Source organism: Streptomyces olivochromogenes (assembly GCF_001514115.1).
Lineage (GTDB): Bacteria > Actinomycetota > Actinomycetes > Streptomycetales > Streptomycetaceae > Streptomyces > Streptomyces olivochromogenes.
This window is the reverse complement of record NZ_KQ948458.1, coordinates 203,951-221,282: the sequence shown is the minus strand read 5'-3', so window position 1 is coordinate 221,282 and position 17,332 is coordinate 203,951. Positions and strand designations below refer to the sequence as shown.

15 protein-coding genes are annotated in these 17,332 nt (G+C 72.5%); 8 read left to right on the top strand and 7 right to left on the bottom strand.

The annotated features are described in order from the left end of the window. Positions 1 to 314 precede the first annotated feature (314 nt). Entirely contained in the window at positions 315 to 1,241 is a 927-nt protein-coding gene (locus tag AQJ27_RS23040) for a DUF3027 domain-containing protein (protein ID WP_067371860.1), read from the bottom strand. A gap of 476 nt (positions 1,242 to 1,717) precedes the next feature. Between AQJ27_RS23040 and AQJ27_RS23035 the strand changes: the two genes are divergently transcribed. The 4 genes from AQJ27_RS23035 to AQJ27_RS23020 are packed head-to-tail and all read left to right on the top strand — an operon-like array spanning position 1,718 to position 5,298. Beyond that, complete coding sequence (locus tag AQJ27_RS23035) at positions 1,718 to 3,148, top strand: MFS transporter (RefSeq protein ID WP_201264360.1); 1,431 nt, start codon at positions 1,718 to 1,720, stop codon at positions 3,146 to 3,148. A gap of 59 nt (positions 3,149 to 3,207) precedes the next feature. Further along, positions 3,208 to 3,693 (top strand): DUF2771 domain-containing protein, encoded by a 486-nt coding sequence (locus tag AQJ27_RS23030; protein ID WP_067371854.1) that lies wholly within the window; start codon positions 3,208 to 3,210, stop codon positions 3,691 to 3,693. Positions 3,694 to 3,719: 26 nt separating this feature from the next. Continuing rightward, positions 3,720 to 4,457, top strand: coding sequence for a futalosine hydrolase (locus tag AQJ27_RS23025; protein ID WP_235613643.1), 738 nt, complete (start codon positions 3,720 to 3,722; stop codon positions 4,455 to 4,457). Next, on the top strand, positions 4,435 to 5,298 hold the full coding sequence (locus AQJ27_RS23020; RefSeq protein ID WP_067371850.1) for a 1,4-dihydroxy-6-naphtoate synthase: 864 nt from the start codon (positions 4,435 to 4,437) through the stop codon (positions 5,296 to 5,298). The genes AQJ27_RS23025 and AQJ27_RS23020 overlap by 23 nt, the downstream gene beginning before the upstream one ends. 90 nt (positions 5,299 to 5,388) lie before the next feature. Here AQJ27_RS23020 and AQJ27_RS60180 read toward each other — a convergent pair whose 3' ends face one another. Beyond that, on the bottom strand, positions 5,389 to 5,772 hold the full coding sequence (locus tag AQJ27_RS60180; protein ID WP_067371847.1) for a cold-shock protein: 384 nt from the start codon (positions 5,770 to 5,772) through the stop codon (positions 5,389 to 5,391). Between the two features lie 206 nt (positions 5,773 to 5,978). Here AQJ27_RS60180 and AQJ27_RS23010 point away from each other — a divergent pair, with 206 nt between their 5' ends. Beyond that, positions 5,979 to 6,245: a hypothetical protein gene (locus AQJ27_RS23010; RefSeq protein ID WP_067371843.1), complete on the top strand. Its 267-nt coding sequence runs from the start codon at positions 5,979 to 5,981 to the stop codon at positions 6,243 to 6,245. Here AQJ27_RS23010 and AQJ27_RS23005 read toward each other — a convergent pair. Both AQJ27_RS23005 and AQJ27_RS23000 read right to left on the bottom strand, forming a co-directional pair. After that, a complete protein-coding gene (locus tag AQJ27_RS23005; protein ID WP_201264361.1) occupies positions 6,221 to 6,892 on the bottom strand; it encodes an HAD family hydrolase in 672 nt (223 codons plus the stop codon). The two genes, AQJ27_RS23010 and AQJ27_RS23005, sit on opposite strands and share 25 nt — an antisense overlap. 74 nt (positions 6,893 to 6,966) lie before the next feature. Next, positions 6,967 to 8,040: a hypothetical protein gene (locus AQJ27_RS23000; RefSeq protein WP_067371840.1), complete on the bottom strand. Its 1,074-nt coding sequence runs from the start codon at positions 8,038 to 8,040 to the stop codon at positions 6,967 to 6,969. A gap of 308 nt (positions 8,041 to 8,348) precedes the next feature. Here AQJ27_RS23000 and AQJ27_RS22995 point away from each other — a divergent pair, with 308 nt between their 5' ends. Together AQJ27_RS22995 and AQJ27_RS22990 are read left to right on the top strand one after the other, a co-directional pair. Continuing rightward, positions 8,349 to 10,949, top strand: a complete 2,601-nt coding sequence (locus tag AQJ27_RS22995; protein ID WP_067371837.1) for a helicase C-terminal domain-containing protein — start codon at positions 8,349 to 8,351, stop codon at positions 10,947 to 10,949. A 75-nt stretch (positions 10,950 to 11,024) separates the two neighbouring features. Continuing rightward, positions 11,025 to 12,668: a DNA repair helicase XPB gene (locus tag AQJ27_RS22990; protein WP_067371834.1), complete on the top strand. Its 1,644-nt coding sequence runs from the start codon at positions 11,025 to 11,027 to the stop codon at positions 12,666 to 12,668. Here the strand turns inward: AQJ27_RS22990 and AQJ27_RS22985 are convergent. Continuing rightward, complete coding sequence (locus tag AQJ27_RS22985; RefSeq protein ID WP_425275223.1) at positions 12,626 to 13,714, bottom strand: glycosyltransferase 87 family protein; 1,089 nt, start codon at positions 13,712 to 13,714, stop codon at positions 12,626 to 12,628. The genes AQJ27_RS22990 and AQJ27_RS22985 overlap by 43 nt on opposite strands. 147 nt (positions 13,715 to 13,861) lie before the next feature. After that, a complete protein-coding gene (locus AQJ27_RS22980; protein WP_067371831.1) occupies positions 13,862 to 14,056 on the bottom strand; it encodes a hypothetical protein in 195 nt (64 codons plus the stop codon). 352 nt (positions 14,057 to 14,408) lie between these two features. Here AQJ27_RS22980 and AQJ27_RS22975 point away from each other — a divergent pair, with 352 nt between their 5' ends. After that, positions 14,409 to 16,451, top strand: coding sequence for a HelD family protein (locus AQJ27_RS22975; RefSeq protein WP_067371828.1), 2,043 nt, complete (start codon positions 14,409 to 14,411; stop codon positions 16,449 to 16,451). A 23-nt stretch (positions 16,452 to 16,474) separates the two neighbouring features. Here the strand turns inward: AQJ27_RS22975 and AQJ27_RS22970 are convergent, their stop codons facing one another. After that, positions 16,475 to 17,179: a copper homeostasis protein CutC gene (locus AQJ27_RS22970; RefSeq protein WP_067371825.1), complete on the bottom strand. Its 705-nt coding sequence runs from the start codon at positions 17,177 to 17,179 to the stop codon at positions 16,475 to 16,477. Between the last annotated feature and the right edge of the window lie 153 nt (positions 17,180 to 17,332).

The window sequence follows — 17,332 nt, the reverse complement described above, 5'->3', positions numbered from 1 at the left end:
GCCCGATTCGTCTTGCTGCAGGCCCGGTGGGGGCTGGGCGCGCAGTTCCCCGCGCCCCTGAAAACCCCGGGGCACCCAGCGTTCCAGGGCCCGTGCCTCCGCCCGCCCGATTCGTCTTGCTGCAGGCCCGGTGGGGGCTGGGCGCGCAGTTCCCCGCGCCCCTGAAGGGGCGCTGCGCGCATCTGCAGCCCGTCCGGCGTTTGAGGACGAGCCCTTCAGGCGATGCGGGGGTCCAGGGGGCGGCAGCCCCCGGCGGGGTCGAAGGGGCGGAGCCCCTGGGATGGGACGGGTAGGGGCGGCGGGGGCGAGGGAAGCTACGAGTGGCCCAGTTCCGCTGCGGTTTCGTCGGGGGCGAGGGAGACCGAACCGGAGTCCGGGGACGGGCGCAGCGGGAAGGGGTCGACCTGGGTCTCGTCGATGACCGGAGGGGCCGGGCGGAGAGGTTTGGGCATGACCGCGGCCTCGGAGTGGCCGCCACAGCCGTAGGAGAGCGAGACGACACGCCCGTCCGCCGGAGAGAACTCGTTCGCGCAGACACCGAACGCCTGCCCGAGCGAGCCCCCGATGGGGTTCAGGAAGCCACAGCTGACACAGGACGCGGGGGCAGCCTGGGCCATCGCCGTCTTGGGGCCGTACGACTCCTCCCAGCGGTCGGCCGCGATGTGCAGGCCGTAGCGGGACAGGACGCGCGCCCGGCGCAGGCCGAGTTCCTCCGCGACGGCCGCGATCGAGCCGCGGCGCGGGGCGAACGGCAGGTGCGCGGGGGTGCCGGCGGTGACCTCGGCGTCCTCCGCCTCGACCAGTTCCGCCATGTCCTGGGAGACCGCGGAGTTCGGCGCGGGCTCGTCCTCCCCGGAGTAACCGGGCTCCAGGCGCAGATCCTCGGCGTCCGTGGGCAGCAGGTCGCCCGGGCCCATGTCCCCGGGGCGCAGCCGCTCGCTCCACGGCACCCACTCGGGGGCGAGCAGGGAGTCGGGGCCGGGCAGCAGCACCGTCTCGTCGAGGGTGACGACCTTCGCGCGGGAGGCACGGGCGACGGTGACGGCCCAGCGCCAGCCGCGGTACCCGAACTCCTTGCACTCGAAGTAGTGCGTGACAACGCGGTCCCCTTCGGAGACCAGTCCCACGTGCTCGCCGACGACGCCGGGGGCGGCGGCCTCCTCGGCGGCGGTGCGCGCGAGGTCGACGGCCTCGGCGCACAGGCGGTCGGGGGTGCGGCTTCGCGTTGTCGCTGCGCTCACAGGTATCGCTTCTCTCCTACGCCGTCTCACGGGTGCGCCATTCCTCGGCGGGAGTGCGGACGGAGCGGACCGGTGGGCCGCGTCGACGTCCACGCCCGATCGCACTCGGGCGCACCTACGTCATCCATTCTGCGGGATGACCGAGAGGCGCGCGGCCGAGAACAACCGCCGCAGGCGCGCTACGCACGCTACCTTCTCCTGAGCCCTGGGCCCACACCGGCGGGGCGCTTCCGCACTCCGCGCCAGGTTTCCGGACCGCTCCGAGGCCGTGTTTTCCCACCCCACACCCCCTGTCGTACGGATCGAAAAGAACCTCGCACAACCGTCGCGGTCGGCCGGAAAACGCTCCTCGCCCCCGCCCCGGTCCGGTTCGGCACCCCGACACGCGCCCCGCATACGGCCCGTCACCAGCCCACTCGGCCGCCATACGCGCGGTAACCGCACTACGTACGCACTTCTCGGGGCACTATTGCGGAGTGGCAGCCGCGAGGTCGCCCCAAGGAGCCGCCGGTGTCGGCGCTGCCAAGGGCGGCACCAGAAATGGCGGATCGGGCCGGATGACCGGTTCCGTCCGCGCGGTGGGCCGTGCCCTGCACTTCCCGGTGACCGGAACGGCGCGCGGGATCCGCAAGGCGACGCACGCGCACGGGGCGGGCGAATCCGGGCTCGGGAAGCTGATCGAGCTGCACGCGGTGAACGGCGCGGGCGACGTCATGATCACCGTCGCGCTCGCCTCCACCGTCTTCTTCTCGGTGCCCACCGACGAGGCACGCGGGCGCGTCGCTCTCTACCTCGCCATCACCATGGCGCCCTTCACCGTCCTCGCCCCGGTGATCGGTCCGCTCCTGGACCGTCTGCCGCACGGCCGCCGGGCCGCGATGGCGGGCGCGATGTTCGCCCGGGCCCTGCTCGCGCTGCTGCTGTCGGGCGCGGTCGTGACCGGCAGCCTGGAGCTGTATCCCGCCGCGCTGGGCGTGCTGGTCGCGTCCAGGTCGTACGGGGTCGTACGAAGCGCCGTGGTGCCGCGGCTGTTGCCGCCCCGGTTCTCCCTGGTGAAGGCGAACTCCCGGGTCACCCTGGGCGGACTCCTTGCCACCGGCGTCGCCGCGCCGATCGGGGCGGGGTTGCAGGCCCTCGGTCCGCGCTATCCGCTCTACGGCGCCTTCGTCATCTTCATCGCGGGTACGTTCCTGTCGTTCACGCTGCCGCCCAAGGTCGACTCGGCCAAGGGCGAGGACCGGGCGCTGCTGGTCGCGGACGAGGAGCATCTGCACGGACCGCAGCTCATCAAGGACAAGCTGCGGCGGCCGGGACTGCGCACCGTCGGTACGGCCGTCACCCACGCCCTCGGCGCCAACGCCGCCCTGCGCTGTCTCTCCGGCTTCCTGATCTTCTTCCTCGCCTTCCTGCTCCGCGAGCACCCGCTCACCGGCGAGAGCGCGGCCGTCTCGCTCGGGATAGTGGGCGTCTCGGCGGGCGCGGGCAACGCGCTCGGCACGGCGGTCGGGGCCTGGCTGAAATCGCGCGCCCCGGAGATCATCATCGTGACGGTCGTCGCGTGTGTGCTGGGGGCCGCGATCACCGCCGCCATATTCTTCGGGGCCTTCCTGGTGGCCTGTCTGACGGCGGTCGCTGGGTTCTCGCAGGCGCTCGCCAAGCTCTCCCTGGACGCGCTGATCCAGCGGGACGTGCCGGAACTCGTCCGTACGTCGGCGTTCGCGCGCTCGGAGACGCTGTTGCAGGTGGCCTGGGTGTTCGGCGGCGCGATCGGCATCGTGCTGCCCCTCAACGGCACGCTGGGCCTGTCCGTGGCCGCCGCGATCGTCGCCGTCGGATGGCTGACCACCACGCGGGGGCTGCTCGGCGCGGCGCGACGCGGGGGTCCGGTGCGCTCACGCGTGGCCTGACGGCGGCACGCCGTACCCCACGTGGGGAGAGCGGTGGACGTGCCCGATAGCCTTCGGCCATGACCTCCCTGCCCCGCGGCAGAGCCGCCAATGGACATCGCCGTCGCGCCGTTGCCGCTCTCGGCGCCGTTTCCGCCGGACTTCTCGTCCTGTCCGCCTGTGACAAGCCGACGCCGCTGGCCACCATCACGGTCGGCAAGAACTCCGTGAGCTCCGAGACCGACTGCTACAACGACGGCAAGGAGGTGAAGACCGCGGACCTGGCCAAGTGCCTCAAGGGCACGGACATCAAGTCCATCAAGGTCGACCCCGACGAGACCGTCCGGTTCGGTGTGGACCCGAAGATCGCCGACAACGGCTGGACGATCCTGATGAACGGTCAGCCGCTGACCGACTCCAGCAAGAAGACGTACCGCACGATCCCGGGCAGCGTGTTCTTCAACGCGCAGTACGGCGCGAGCGGCAACTCCACGCTGGTCTCCATCAAGGAGGGCGACAAGACGGTGACCGGACTGTGGTCCTTCAAGCTCAAGAAGGACGCCTGATCGCTGCCGCTGGGCTGAAGGTGCTGGTGGCCACCGCCGTTCCCGTGGAGAGGGACGCGGTGGCCGGGGCGTTCCCTGCCGCCGGCCGTTCGCTGCGGCTGCCAGGGACGACCCTGGAGCGGCTGTCCCCGGCCTCCCGTGACAGCACGGCCGCCCGCGTGACCCTCGATCTGCTGGCCGCCGGGGTGGGACCCGCTCCGGCCGCCGCGTCCACCGCGGGCGCGCTCACCGCGGCCGCCCTGGACGGCGCCCCCTACGACCTCGTCGTCTCCACCGGCATCGGGGGCGGTTTTCAGCCTCAGGCCCCGGTGGGATCCCTCGTCGTCGCCGACGAGATCACCGTGGCGGACCTGGGCGCCGAGACCGCGGACGGGTTCCTGCCGGTCACCGAGCTCGGGTTCGGGACCGTCAGCCACCGTCCACCACAATCACTCGTACGAGAAGTCGTGTCGGCCACCGGTGGACGCGCCGGAACCGTACTGACCGTGTCCACCGTGACCGGCAGCGCCGAGCGCGCCGCCGAGCTGCGGGCCCGCCACCCGCGCGCCCTCGCCGAGGCCATGGAGGGCTTCGGGGTGGCCGAGGCGGCCGCCGCGCACGGTGTGCCCGTGCTGGAGATGCGCGCGGTCTCCAACCCCGTCGGCCCGCGCGACCGCGCCGCCTGGCGCATCGGAGAGGCTCTCGCGGCCCTCACCGAGGCGTTCGGGAAGCTCGCGCCCGTCCTGGAGAGTTGGAACCCACATGACCCAGACCACCAGCCCTGAGAAGACGCTGCAGATCGCGTACTCGCCCTGCCCGAACGACACCTTCGTCTTCGACGCCTGGGCCCACGGCCGCGTCCCGGGCGCGCCCGCGCTCGACGTGACTTTCGCGGACATCGACATCACCAACGGCATGGCCGAGCGCGGCGAGTTCGACGTGCTGAAGGTGTCGTACGCCGTCCTGCCGTACGTCCTCGACGAGTACGCGCTGCTGCCGTGCGGGGGTGCGCTGGGCCGGGGCTGCGGGCCCCTGGTCCTCACCCGTGAGCCGGACGCGGACCTGACCGGGCGCACGGTCGCCGTGCCGAGCGAGCGGTCGACCGCCTACCTGCTCTTCCGTCTCTGGGCCGCGGACACCGTTCCCGGCGGGGTCGGCGAGATCGTCGTCATGCCCTTCCACGAGATCATGCCGGCGGTACGGGACGGGAAGGTCGACGCCGGACTCGTCATCCACGAGGCCCGTTTCACGTACCAGAACTACGGGCTGCACAAGCTCGCCGACATGGGCGAGCACTGGGAGCGCACGACCGGACTGCCCATCCCCCTCGGCGCGATCATCGCCAAGCGCGCGCTGGGCGAGGAGCGTCTGAAGGACCTCGCCGACGCCACCCGCGCCTCGGTCCGCGCCGCCTGGGACGACCCGGAGGCCTCCCGCCCCTACGTCCTCGAACACGCCCAGGAGATGGACCCGGCCGTCGCCGACCAGCACATCGGCCTGTACGTCAACGAGTTCACCGCCGATCTCGGGGAGGACGGCTACGCCGCGATCCGGGGCCTGCTCACCCGCGCCGCCGCCGAAGGGCTGGTCCCGGCGCTCGGACCCCACGCCCTGTCGTTCCCCTGATCCCGGCCGACGGTACGGACGGGACCGAGGGGCTGATCACGCCCCTCGGCCCGCATACGCTTCCGGCGCTTCCTTCCGCCCGCCCGTGGGCTATACGTCGAGTTGGTCGGCGACCGCGCGCAGGAGGCCCGCGATCTTCTTGCCGGAGGCCTTGTCCGGGTAGCGGCCCTTCTCCAGCATCGGCGTGATGTTCTCGAGAAGGGTCGTCAGATCCTGCACGATGGAGGCCAGTTCGTCCGGCTTACGGCGCTGGGCGGCCGCGACGGAGGGGGTCGGGTCCAGGATGGTCACCGAAAGCGCCTGGTCACCGCGCTGGCCGGCGACGACGCCGAACTCCACGCGCTGGCCGGGCTTGAGCACATCTACTCCGGCGGGCAGGACCGAGGAATGAACGAAGACGTCGCCGCCGTCGTCGCGGGAGAGAAAGCCGAAGCCCTTCTCGCTGTTGAACCACTTGACCTTGCCGGTAGGCACGTCTGTCCTCGTCCTCGTACTCGTCGGAAACTGCTCTGAAACTGCGCGGGCGCACACTCGGACCGTTGCACGGGCAACGGTCGGAAACTGCCCCGGATAGCACTACAGCGGGTCGTCGGACCCGCCGGTACCAAGGCTAATGGTCCCGGGGCCGGTGACAAGACGTCGCCGGATTGTTCCTTCGCGCTGGGAACTACCCTGGTCCGGTGCGTGACAAAACCCAAGCGAATTCCACCGAGCCCGGTGACCGGCTGATCCGTGCCGGTGCCATCGTGTTCTTCGTCGGAGCCGTGGCCACACTCGTCACCGTGGCCCCGCTACTCCTCCATACGACGCCTTTTCCGACGTACATGTTCGGCTTGAGCATGCTCATGGGCGTCGGCTTCCTGATCGCCGCGGCGGGGGTGCTGCGGTCCGTCGCCGCGGGACGCCGTCAGGCCCGCGCGATTCAGGCCCGTACGGCCTCCCGGTAGTCCCCGCGGTAGTCGCTCAGCCACGCCGGGAACTCCGTCAGGTCGGCCAGCACGACATCCGCGCCCGCCGCGCGCAACTCCGCCGCGTCGCACGGGCCGGTGGCGACCGCGACGGAGTACGCGTCCGCGGTGCGCGCGCCGCGGACGTCGCCGGTGTGGTCGCCGACGTACACGCTCGCGCCGTGCTCCCGCAGCGCCTGCGCCTTCTGCTCGGCCCACAGGTTGCCGACGACCGCGTCGGCGTCGATGCCCAGGTGGTCCAGATGCAGCTTGGCGTTGGGCTCCCACTTCGCGGTGACGACGACCGCGCGCCCGCCCGCCGCGCGGACCGCGGCGACGGCCTCGCGGGCGCCGGGCATCGCGAGTGTGCCGGTGATGGCGTGCACCGGGTACATCTCGCGGTAGAGGTCGGCGACCGCGGGCACCTGGTCCGCCGGGAACCAGTTGATCAACTCCTCCGCCAGCGGCGGTCCGAGCCGGGTGATGGTCAGGTCGCAGTCGATGTACGTCCCCGTGCGCTCCGCAAGTGCCTGGTAGCAGGCGTGGATGCCGGGGCGGGAGTCGATCAGGGTCATGTCGAGGTCGAAGCCGACGGTCAGCAGGTGGGGAGATCGGGGGGTCGTCGATGCGATAGGCATATGGACCATTGTGCCCACCTGCCCAAGTGCCCATGTGGTGGCCGGTGGCGGTCGGTCGCGCGGGTCAGCGGCGTCCTCGCGGGTCAGCGGCGTCGCTGTGAGCGCCACACCAGGTACAGCGCCGAGGTCACGGCCGCGCCCCTGACCACCCAGGGCCAGGTCTGCGCGACCGCCTCGTTCATGTGCCCCTTGACGATCGGATCGCCCCAGCGGCCGTCCGTACGGCCCCACAGCCAGACGACGCCCGCCGTCACGGCCAGCCCCGGCATGCCGAGCACGGCCCACTTCGACTCGACGGGGCTCAGCCGGCGGGAGGCCCAGGCGATGAGCCAGCCGAGGCCGAGGGCGAACCAGTTGCCGAGGGCGGCGCCGACGACGAGGAGGACGGCGGCCAGCAGAAGGAGGGGGTTGCTCCAGTTGCCGGGGCGGGGAAGCCGGCGACGGGGCGCGACGACGTCGGCCTCTTCGACGGGGGCGGGCTTGTCGGCCTTGGGCGCCTTGGAAGGCTTCGCCGGCTTGGAGGACTTGGAGGGTTTGGGGAACCTGGAGAACTTGGAGGACTTGGCCGGATCGCCCTCGTCCTCGGTCGCGTCCTCGTCGTCGTCCTTGTCCTCGTGCTTCGGTGGCGGCTTGAGCAGTTCGGGGATCTCCACGCCGCCGACGAATCCCGGCACGCTGTCCCCCAGTCCGAACGGGCTGGTGTCCTTGCGCCACCAGTCCGGATCCTCGGAGCTGTCGCCCAGTTCGTGCGTGCTCGCGAGGTGGGGCGGGGACGGGGCGCCGTCGGCCTCGGTGGGACGGGGCGCGGGTTTCGGCTCCGCCGGGCGTGGCCTCGGAACGACTCGGCGCAGGCCCTTGGGGCGCTCGTCGGCCTCGCCGGCGCGCTGGGTGGGGACGGCGGCCCAGGTGTCCGTACCGGCCTCGGGGGCGCCCTCGCGGGCGGCGGCGACGATGTCGTCCGGGGTGCCGAGGCGGGAGAGGATGCGGCGGACGGCGGCCGGGCTGTCGACGGGGGCCTTCGCCCGGCGTCGGTCGATCTCGTTGCGCAGCTCCGAGACGAGTCGCATGCGGGTGGCCGAGGGCAGCTGGCGCTGCTGGGCCAGGTCTCCGACGCGGCTCAGATAGTCGAATACGAGCTGGTCGCTCTCAATCCCCACGAAGTCCCCTCCGGGGCGCGCACGTTGTAAACCCCGTGGCCACGACGGTACCGCGTACACCCCGAGTTCTTCGCCCCCCAGACCCCCGGGGCGGGTTCGTCGGCCGCGGGACGGTGGGGGCTTGGCGCGCAGTTCCCCGCGCCTCTGAAGCGGCGCCGGGGCGCAGCCCCGTGCCCCAGGGGCGCGGGGAACTGCGCGACCAGCCCCCACCGGCCGTCAGCCGGACAACACACCCGGGGTCCGGGGCGGAGCCCCGGGGATGGGGAGGGTAGGGGCGGCGGGGGCGAGAAACCACTACCGTTGAGCGGATGAGCACAGAGGAGCACCCCACGCCGGACCGAACCCCGGACCCCGCCCCGCAGGGCACCGCTCCGCGCTCCCTCGCGGAAGCTCTCCGCGCCCGGGACGACGCCTCCCTGTCGGCCCTCCTCCGCACCCGCCCCGACCTCATCACCCCCGTCCCCACGGACCTCACCCAGCTCGCCACCCGCGCCGGCACCCGCGCCTCGGTGGTCCGCGCCCTGGAGCGCCTGGACCGGTTCGCGCTCCAGACCGCGGAGGCCCTCGCCGTCGCGTCGGACCCGGCGGCGCGCGACGAACTGCTCGCACTGCTGGCGGGCGACGACAACGACCCGGCGGTCACGGCGGCGTTCCCGCACGCCCTGGGGACGCTCCGCGAGCAGGCCCTGGTGTGGGGCCCCGACGACCGCCTGCGCCTCGTACGGACGGCGCGCGAGCTGCTCGCGCCGTCCCCCCAGCACCCGTCCCCCACTGGCCTTGGCCCGACCGTCGCCGAAGCCACGGCCGGGATGTCCCCGGGGCGCATCCAGGAGATCGTGGCCGAGGCCGGACTGCCGACCACCCACGACTCCGTCTCCGCCGTCGCCTCGCTCACCGCGCTGTTCACCGACCGGTCCCGGATGTCGGCGCTCCTCGACACCGCCCCGGCCGAGGCGGTGGACGTGCTGTCCCGGCTGGTGTGGGGGCCGCCGTACGGCCAGGTGACCGCCGACCCGGCACGCCATCTGCGCTGGCTGATCGACCGCGGGCTGCTGCTGCCGACGGCGCCCGGCACGGTCGTACTGCCCCGGGAGGTCGCCCTGCATCTGCGGGCGGGCCGCGCGCACCGGGTGACGGAACCGGTGGCCCCGGCGGTCGAGGCCGCGCGGACGCATCGTCCACAGGTTGTGGACAGTGCGGCGGCGGGCCAGGCGTACACGGCGCTCGCCACCGTCGAGGAGCTGCTGAAGGACTGGCACGAGGGCGGGCCCGCCGTACTGCGCGCCGGTGGGCTCAGCGTGCGGGACCTGAAGCGGACGGCGGTGGCACTGGACGTCGCGGAGCCGATCGCCGCGTTCTGGGTCGAGCTCGCCTACGCGGCGGGGCTGCTGGCCTCGGACGGGGAGGCCGACGAGCGGTACGCGGCCACCCCCGCCTATGACGAGTGGCTGGAGAGGCCCGCCGCCGAACGGTGGGCCACGCTCACCTCCGCGTGGCTGGCCGCGACCCGTACGGCGGGCCTGATCGGCGGGCGGGACACGAAGGACCGTACGTTGTCGGCGCTGGGCCCCGGCCTCGACCGCTCGGCGGCCCCCGAGGTCCGCCACCGCGTCCTCGCCCTCCTCGCCACCCTGCCCGAGGGCGCCGCCGCCACCCCGGACTCGGTCCTCGCCCACCTCCAGTGGGAGCGTCCGCTGCGCGGGGACCGGAGCGCGGCCGAGGATCTGCGGGCCCGGCTCGCCCGGTGGACGCTGTCCGAGTCGGAGCTGCTGGGAGTCACCGGCCGGGGCGCCCTCTCGGCGCAGGGGCGGGCGCTGCTGGGGCTGCCGTCGGCGAGCGCCCGGGAGAGCGGGGCGCGCGCCCCGTCCGGTCCCGGCGACAAGCTCCCCGCCCACAAGCACCACCGCCCCGCCGTCGAGGCCCCCCTCTCCGAAACCCCGCGCTCCCCCGCCGAGCAGGCCGCTGCCGTCGCCCACGCCGCCCGGCTCCTCGCCCCGCTGCTGCCCGAGCCGCTGGACCACGTCCTCCTCCAGGCGGACCTGACCGCCGTCGCCCCCGGCCCGCTGGAGCGGCCCCTCGCCGACACGCTCGGCGTGCTCGCGGACGTCGAGTCGAAGGGTGGGGCGACGGTCTACCGCTTCACTCCGGGGTCGGTACGGCGCGCTCTGGACGCGGGCCGGTCGGCCTCGGACCTGCACGCGTTCCTCGCGGCCCACTCCCGCACGCCCGTCCCGCAGCCGCTCGCCTATCTGATCGACGACGTGGCGCGCAGGCACGGCCATCTGCGGATCGGGGCGGCCTCGGCGTACGTGCGTTGCGACGACGACGCGCTGCTGAGCGAGATCCTCGCCGACAAGCGCTCGCAGGGACTGCGGCTGCGCCGCCTCGCACCCACCGTGCTCGCCGCCCTGGCCGACCCGGCGGCCCTGCTGGAGGGCCTGCGCTCGATGGGCTTCGCGCCCGCCGCGGAGTCCGCCGAGGGCGATGTGCTGATCACCCGCGCCCACGCCCACCGCACCCCGCCGCGCTCCGCCCCCGTGCCGGTCCCGGACGGCCCGCCGGTGCCCGACGCCACGCTCCTCGGTGCCGCGGTCCGCGCCATCCGCGCCGGTGACCTTGCCTCCACGACCCCGCGCAAGGACACGCAGGCGCCGGCGCCGGGCAACAGCGAGCTGCCGCGCACCAGCTCCGCCGAGACCCTCGCCACCATGCAGGCCGCCGTCATGACCGGCGAGGCGGTGTGGATCGGATACGTGAACGCCGAGGGCGCCGCCAGCCAGCGCGTGATCGCCCCGATCCGGGTGGAGGGCGGCTTCGTGACGGCGTACGACCACACCGCGGACGAGGTCCGCACTTATCCGTTGCACCGCGTGACGGGGGTCGCCGAGCTCGCCGACGACCAGCCGTGATCACCGCCCCGTGAGGCACACTGGACGTTTGGCCGGTCATCCGCGCGGGGTGACGGCACGCAGAAAGGGACGGGTGTGAACGGACCCCTCATCGTCCAGAGCGACAAGACCCTGCTCCTGGAAGTCGACCACGAGCAGGCCGACGCCTGCCGTCGGGCCATCGCGCCGTTCGCCGAGCTGGAGCGCGCGCCCGAGCACATCCACACCTACCGGGTGACGCCGCTCGGCCTGTGGAACGCGCGCGCCGCGGGCCACGACGCCGAGCAGGTCGTCGACGCGCTCGTCGAGTTCAGCCGCTACCCCGTGCCGCACGCACTGCTCGTCGACATCGCCGAGACGATGGACCGTTACGGGCGTCTCACCCTCAGCAAGCACCCGGCCCACGGGCTGGTCCTGACCACCACCGACCGGCCCGTCCTGGAGGAGATCCTGCGGTCGAAGCGGGTCATCCCGCTCGTCGGCAACCGGATCGACCCGGACACCGTGGCCGTGCACCCCTCCGAGCGCGGGCAGATCAAGCAGACGCTGCTGAAGCTGGGCTGGCCTGCCGAGGACCTCGCCGGGTACGTCGACGGGGAGGCGCACCCGATCGAGCTGGCGGAGGACGGCTGGGCGCTGCGGCCGTACCAGAAGCAGGCCGTGGAGAACTTCTGGCACGGTGGGTCGGGCGTCGTCGTCCTGCCCTGTGGAGCCGGGAAGACGCTCGTCGGCGCCGGGTCCATGGCGCAGGCCAAGGCCACCACCCTCATCCTCGTCACCAACACCGTCTCCGCCCGGCAGTGGAAGCACGAGCTGGTGAAGCGGACCTCGCTGACCGAGGACGAGATCGGCGAGTACAGCGGGACGAGGAAGGAGATCCGCCCGGTCACCATCGCCACCTACCAGGTGCTGACGACCAAGCGGAAGGGCGTCTATCCCCACCTGGAGCTGTTCGACTCCCGGGACTGGGGACTCATCGTCTACGACGAGGTGCACCTGCTGCCCGCGCCCGTCTTCAAGTTCACGGCCGATCTCCAGGCGCGGCGGCGCCTCGGCCTGACCGCGACCCTGGTCCGCGAGGACGGGCGCGAGTCGGACGTCTTCTCGCTCATCGGGCCCAAGCGGTTCGACGCGCCCTGGAAGGAGATCGAGGCGCAGGGGTACATCGCGCCCGCCGACTGTGTCGAGGTCCGCGTCAACCTCACCGACTCCGAGCGGCTCGCGTACGCCACCGCCGAGACCGAGGAGAAGTACCGCTTCTGCGCGACGACCGCGACCAAGCGGAAGGTGACCGAGGCGCTGGTACGGAAGTTCGCGGGGCAGCAGATCCTTGTGATCGGCCAGTACATCGACCAACTCGACGAGCTGGGCGAGCACTTGAACGCGCCCGTGATCAAGGGCGAGACCAGCAACGCGCAGCGGGAGAAGCTGTTCGGCGCCTTCCGGGAGGGCGAGATCAGCGTGCTCGTCGTGTCGAAGGTCGCCAACTTCTCCATCGACCTGCCGGAGGCGACCGTCGCCATCCAGGTGTCGGGCACCTTCGGCTCGCGCCAGGAGGAGGCCCAGCGGCTCGGCCGCGTGCTGCGCCCGAAGGCCGACGGCCACCAGGCGCACTTCTACTCCGTCGTCGCCCGCGACACCATCGACCAGGACTTCGCCGCCCATCGGCAGCGGTTCCTGGCGGAGCAGGGGTACGCCTACCGGATCGTCGACGCCGACGAGCTCCTGGCCGACAACTGAACCAGCAGTACCAACCCCAGCAGGGGGTACGGCGAGGCGAGCGGCTGTTGCCACCAGGGGAGACGAAGGTCCAGATCGCCCTGGTGGGGGACCAGCCAGAGGGTGCGGGCCGCGAAGACCGCGGCGGTGGCGGCGGCCGGGCGCGGGCCGTGTTCGGCGTACAGCACGGCGATCAGCGGGACGCACCACACCCAGTGGTGCGACCAGCTGATGGGTGAGATCAGCAGGGCCGTGAGGGCGGTGACGAGGATGCCCCGGCGGTCGGTGCGCGCGCGGCGGGCCAGCCACAGTCCCGCCGACGCGAGGGCCAGCGCGGGTACGGCCCACAGCGGACCCGGTGCCGGGTCTCCCAGCGCCCGGGCGATCAGCCCCTGGAGCGACTGGTTGTCGACGATCCACACCTTGCCGACGCGGCCGGTCTCGAAGAGCCGCCGGGTCCAGAAGTCGACGCTCGCGGCGGGAAGGGCGAGCGCTCCCAGGAGTACGGTCCCGGCGAAGGCCGCCAGGGCGGTGGCCGCTTCCCGTCGCCGGCCCCTGAGCAGCAGATACGCCACGAAGACGGCGGGGGTCAGTTTCACCCCGGCCGCGATGCCGAGGGCGATGCCCTTGCCGGGGGCGCCGGGCGGCCGTGTCAGGTCCCAGAGGATCAGGCAGGCGACGGCGAGGTTGATCTGGCCGAAGAGCACGGTCTGGAAGACGGGTTCCAGCCACAGGGCGAGCGCGGTGGCGGCGCAGAGCGCGGGCAGCCGCGTCGCCAGACCCGCGAGACGGCAGGAGAGCCTGACCAGCACGGCCAGCAGGACCACGTTCCCGACGACGAAGGCCGCCTTGAGGACGGGCAGCGGGAGCCAGGCCAGCGGGACGAAGAGGACCGCCGCGAAGGGCGGGTACGTGGCGGGCAGCTGCCACTCGGTGACGGTGAACCCGTAGAGATCCGTGCCGTGGACGACGGCCGCACCCTCGGCCCGGTAGACGAGCGCGTCGGCCATCGGGGCGCGCCGGAGAAGACACAGCGCGACGAACGCGGCGAGGGAAGTGGCGAGCAGGAGGAGGGGCAGAAGAGACGCGGAGAAGCGGGAGACGGAGAAACGAGGGACGGAGAACGGGAGAACTTCGTCGAGTGAGCGATCGGTCACGTTCCGCTGAAGCACGGAGTGACCCTAGTGCCGGGACGGTTCACCCCGGCGGACGGCTCACCGGCGTCGTACGCCCGCCTCCTCCTCGTACTCCCCGAGGAGCACCACGCCGAACGCCGCGCCCACGAAGACCTTGACGGCGTGCAGGGCGTCGCCGACACGGTGGCGGTGGTGGACGGCGGAGAAGGCGGTCGCGCCATGAGCGGCGGGACCGCGCTGGGAAGGGCCTGGGGTGAAGGTTGCTGCGCTCATGTATCCATGATGGAATGCGCGACCCCATATGGCGTCGGCCTATGGACCGAACCTCGGTGGCCTCTCGTACGTCTCCAGGCCTCTGCGTGTACGCCTCACGACGGACGGCGACCCCTAGGGATATGGGGGTCGCGTCCCTGATGCCGCGTACGACGCCGGGAGCGATGCCTTGAACGATGCCGCGAGCGATCCTCGAAAAAGAGTTGGCCCGGACCTTCTCCCCTGACCTAGAATCTCCGCTCTTGCCCGCCTCCCTCGACGGAGTGCCGCCGCCCGGCCGGAAACCGGACAGCATCCAACGGCTCGACCGCCGTACCCACTCACACGCAGCAGGTCTTCCGGAGGCATCACGTTGTCCACCCCACCCGCCCAGGACCCCCTCTCCCGCGAGCGCGCCCACCTCGGCTCGTCCCGCGCGGCACTGCGCGCGATGCGCGAGGACGTGGAGAACCTCGACATCAAGGACGTCACCGCGAACTGGGTGAACGCCGCGGTCCTCCAGCACCAGATCGACGAGCGGATCAAGGCCCTCGCCGACCTCAGCCACACCCCGCTGTTCTTCGGCCGCCTCGACTATCTGCACGCACCCGGCGCCGACAAGGCGGAGGGCGCGGAGGGCGAGCGTTTCTACATCGGGCGCCGGCATGTGCACGACGCCGAGGGCGACCCGATGGTCATCGACTGGCGCGCGCCGGTGTCACAGCCGTTCTACCGGGCCTCGAAGAAGGACCCGATGGACGTCGGACTGCGCCGCCGCTTCGGGTACACCGCCGGCGACCTCACGGCGTACGAGGACGAGCACCTGTCCGACCCCTCCGAGGCCGCGGCGACCAGCAAGCTGCTCCAGCAGGAGATCGAGCGTCCGCGCGTGGGCCCGATGCGGGACATCGTGGCGACCATCCAGCCGGAGCAGGACGAGATCGTACGGTCGGGTCTCGCGGGCTCCGTCTGTGTGCAGGGCGGCCCCGGCACCGGGAAGACGGCCGTCGGCCTGCACCGCGTCGCCTACCTCCTCTACGCCCACCGGGAGCGCCTCGCCCGCACCGGCACCCTGGTCATCGGGCCGAACAAGTCCTTCCTGCACTACATCGAGCAGGTGCTGCCCGCGCTGGGCGAGCTCGAGGTCAAGCAGGCGACGGTCGACGACCTCGTCGCGCATGTGGAGGTACGCGGGACGGACGACGCGACCGCCGCCGTCATCAAGGGCGACGCCCGGATGGCCGAGGTGCTGCGCCGGGCCGTCCGCTCGCATGTGACGCTCCCGACCGAGGGCGTCGTGGTCGTGCGCGGGTCGCGGCGCTGGCGTGTCCCGGCGTACGAACTCGAGACGATCGTCGGGGAGTTGCTGGACCGCGACATCCGGTACGGCGCCGCCCGCGAGGCCCTTCCGCAGCGGATCGCGCACGTCGTGCTGGTCCAGATGGAGCGCTCGGGCGAGGCACCGGACGACCGGGTGCAGGACGCCGTGGCCCGCAACACCGCGGTGAAGGCGGCCGTCAAGGCGATCTGGCCGCCGGTCGACCCGGCCAAACTGGTCCTGCGCCTGCTCACCGACGCCGATTTCCTGGCCGTCCACGCGGACGGGATCCTCGACGAGGACGAACAGAAGGAGATCCTCTGGTCGAAGCCGGTGCGGTCGGTGAAGTCGGCCAAGTGGGCGCCCGCCGACGCCGTGCTGATCGACGAGGCCACCGATCTCGTCCAGCGCACCCACTCGCTCGGCCATGTCGTGCTCGACGAGGCGCAGGATCTGTCGCCGATGCAGTACCGGGCGGTGGGGCGGCGCTGCACGACGGGTTCGGCGACCGTGCTCGGCGATCTCGCGCAGGGCACGACCCCCTGGGCGACACGGAGTTGGGACGAGGCGCTCGCCCACCTCGGCAAGGGGGAAGCGGTGATCGAGGAGCTGACCGCCGGTTTCCGCGTCCCCACCGACGTCATCACCTACGCCTCCCGACTGCTGCCGCACATCGCGCCGGGGCTGACGCCGGTGGCGTCGGTCCGTGAGAACCCGGGCTTCTTCGAGGTGCGGCCGACGACCGGCGACGAGCAGGTGGTGGACGCCTGCGAGGAGTTGCTGCGCAACGAGGGTTCGATCGGTCTCATCGCCGCCGACGCCCGGATCCCGGCGCTCACCGAGGCACTGACGGCGGCGGGGCTGACGTACCTGGGCCCCGGCGAGGAGACGACGGCCGAGACCCGCCTCACCCTCGTGCCGGCCTCCCTCGCCAAGGGCCTGGAGTACGACTACGTGGTCCTGGACGAGCCGCAGGCCGTGGTCGACGGCGAACCGGACGAGCGGACCGGGCTGCGCCGCCTGTACGTGGCCCTGACCCGAGCGGTCTCGGGCCTGACCGTGACCCACGCGGCCCCGCTGCCGCAGCAACTGGCCTAGTCGGGCGGGCCCTTTGCCGGCCGCTACGCGTCCAGGGCCTGCCGCCACTCCCGTACGGCCGCCACCGTCACCGGCCCGTCCCATCCGCCGGGCCGGGCCGCCCCACCGATGTGGAAGGCGTCGATCCCCGCGGCCCTCAGCGGAGGAACATGATCGAGACGCAGCCCGCCGCCCACCATGATCCGGGGCTCGTAACCGGGTTCGGTGCGGCGGGCGGCCTCGGCGAGGAGGGTCGGGAAACCGTCGTCCACGCCGTCCGGGGAACCCGCCGTGAGGTACGCGTCCAGGCCCGGCAGGTCCGCGAGCTGCTTGCGCAGGGAGTCGCGGTCGGCGGCGCGGTCGATCGCGCGGTGGAACGTCCAGGGGCAGCCGTCCAGTTCCGCGACGATCCGCTCCACGGCGGACAGGTCGGGACCGCCGTGCTCGTCGAGGAAGCCGAGCACGAACTCGTCCGCTCCGGCGGCCCGCATCTCCCCCGCGAGCCGTACGAGCGCGTCGACGTCCTTGGCGCCGCCCGCCGCGAAGCCGTCCGCCCGCCTCAGCATCACACGCAGCGAGATGTCGACGGCGGCGCGGATCCCGACGAAGGTCTCCAGCGCCGGGGTGAGCCCGTCGGCGGCCATGTCGGTGACCAGCTCCAGCCGGTCGGCGCCTCCGGCCTGGGCGGCGACCGCGTCCTCCACGCCGAGGGCGATCACCTCCAGGACTGCACGCTTGCGCTCGCTCATGGGGCCTCTTCCTCTGCGGCTACAGGTCTAGTCCAATCTCAGGGTACGCCGCGCCCACCGACCACCGCGAGAAGGCCTCGCCGTTTACCGGGGCACATCATCGGGGCTCCGCCCCGAATCCCCGCCCACCCGAATTCGTTCGCCTGCGGGACG

Bases quoted from the DNA above. Each gene is read 5' to 3' on its own strand.
- AQJ27_RS23030 (WP_067371854.1), top strand. From the start codon at position 3,208: ATGACCTCCCTGCCCCGCGGCAGAGCCGCCAATGGACATCGCCGTCGC.
- AQJ27_RS23020 (WP_067371850.1), top strand. From the start codon at position 4,435: ATGACCCAGACCACCAGCCCTGAGAAGACGCTGCAGATCGCGTACTCG.
- AQJ27_RS23005 (WP_201264361.1), bottom strand. From the start codon at position 6,892: ATGGTCCATATGCCTATCGCATCGACGACCCCCCGATCTCCCCACCTG.
- AQJ27_RS22995 (WP_067371837.1), top strand. From the start codon at position 8,349: ATGAGCACAGAGGAGCACCCCACGCCGGACCGAACCCCGGACCCCGCC.
- AQJ27_RS22980 (WP_067371831.1), bottom strand. From the start codon at position 14,056: ATGAGCGCAGCAACCTTCACCCCAGGCCCTTCCCAGCGCGGTCCCGCC.
- AQJ27_RS22970 (WP_067371825.1), bottom strand. From the start codon at position 17,179: ATGAGCGAGCGCAAGCGTGCAGTCCTGGAGGTGATCGCCCTCGGCGTG.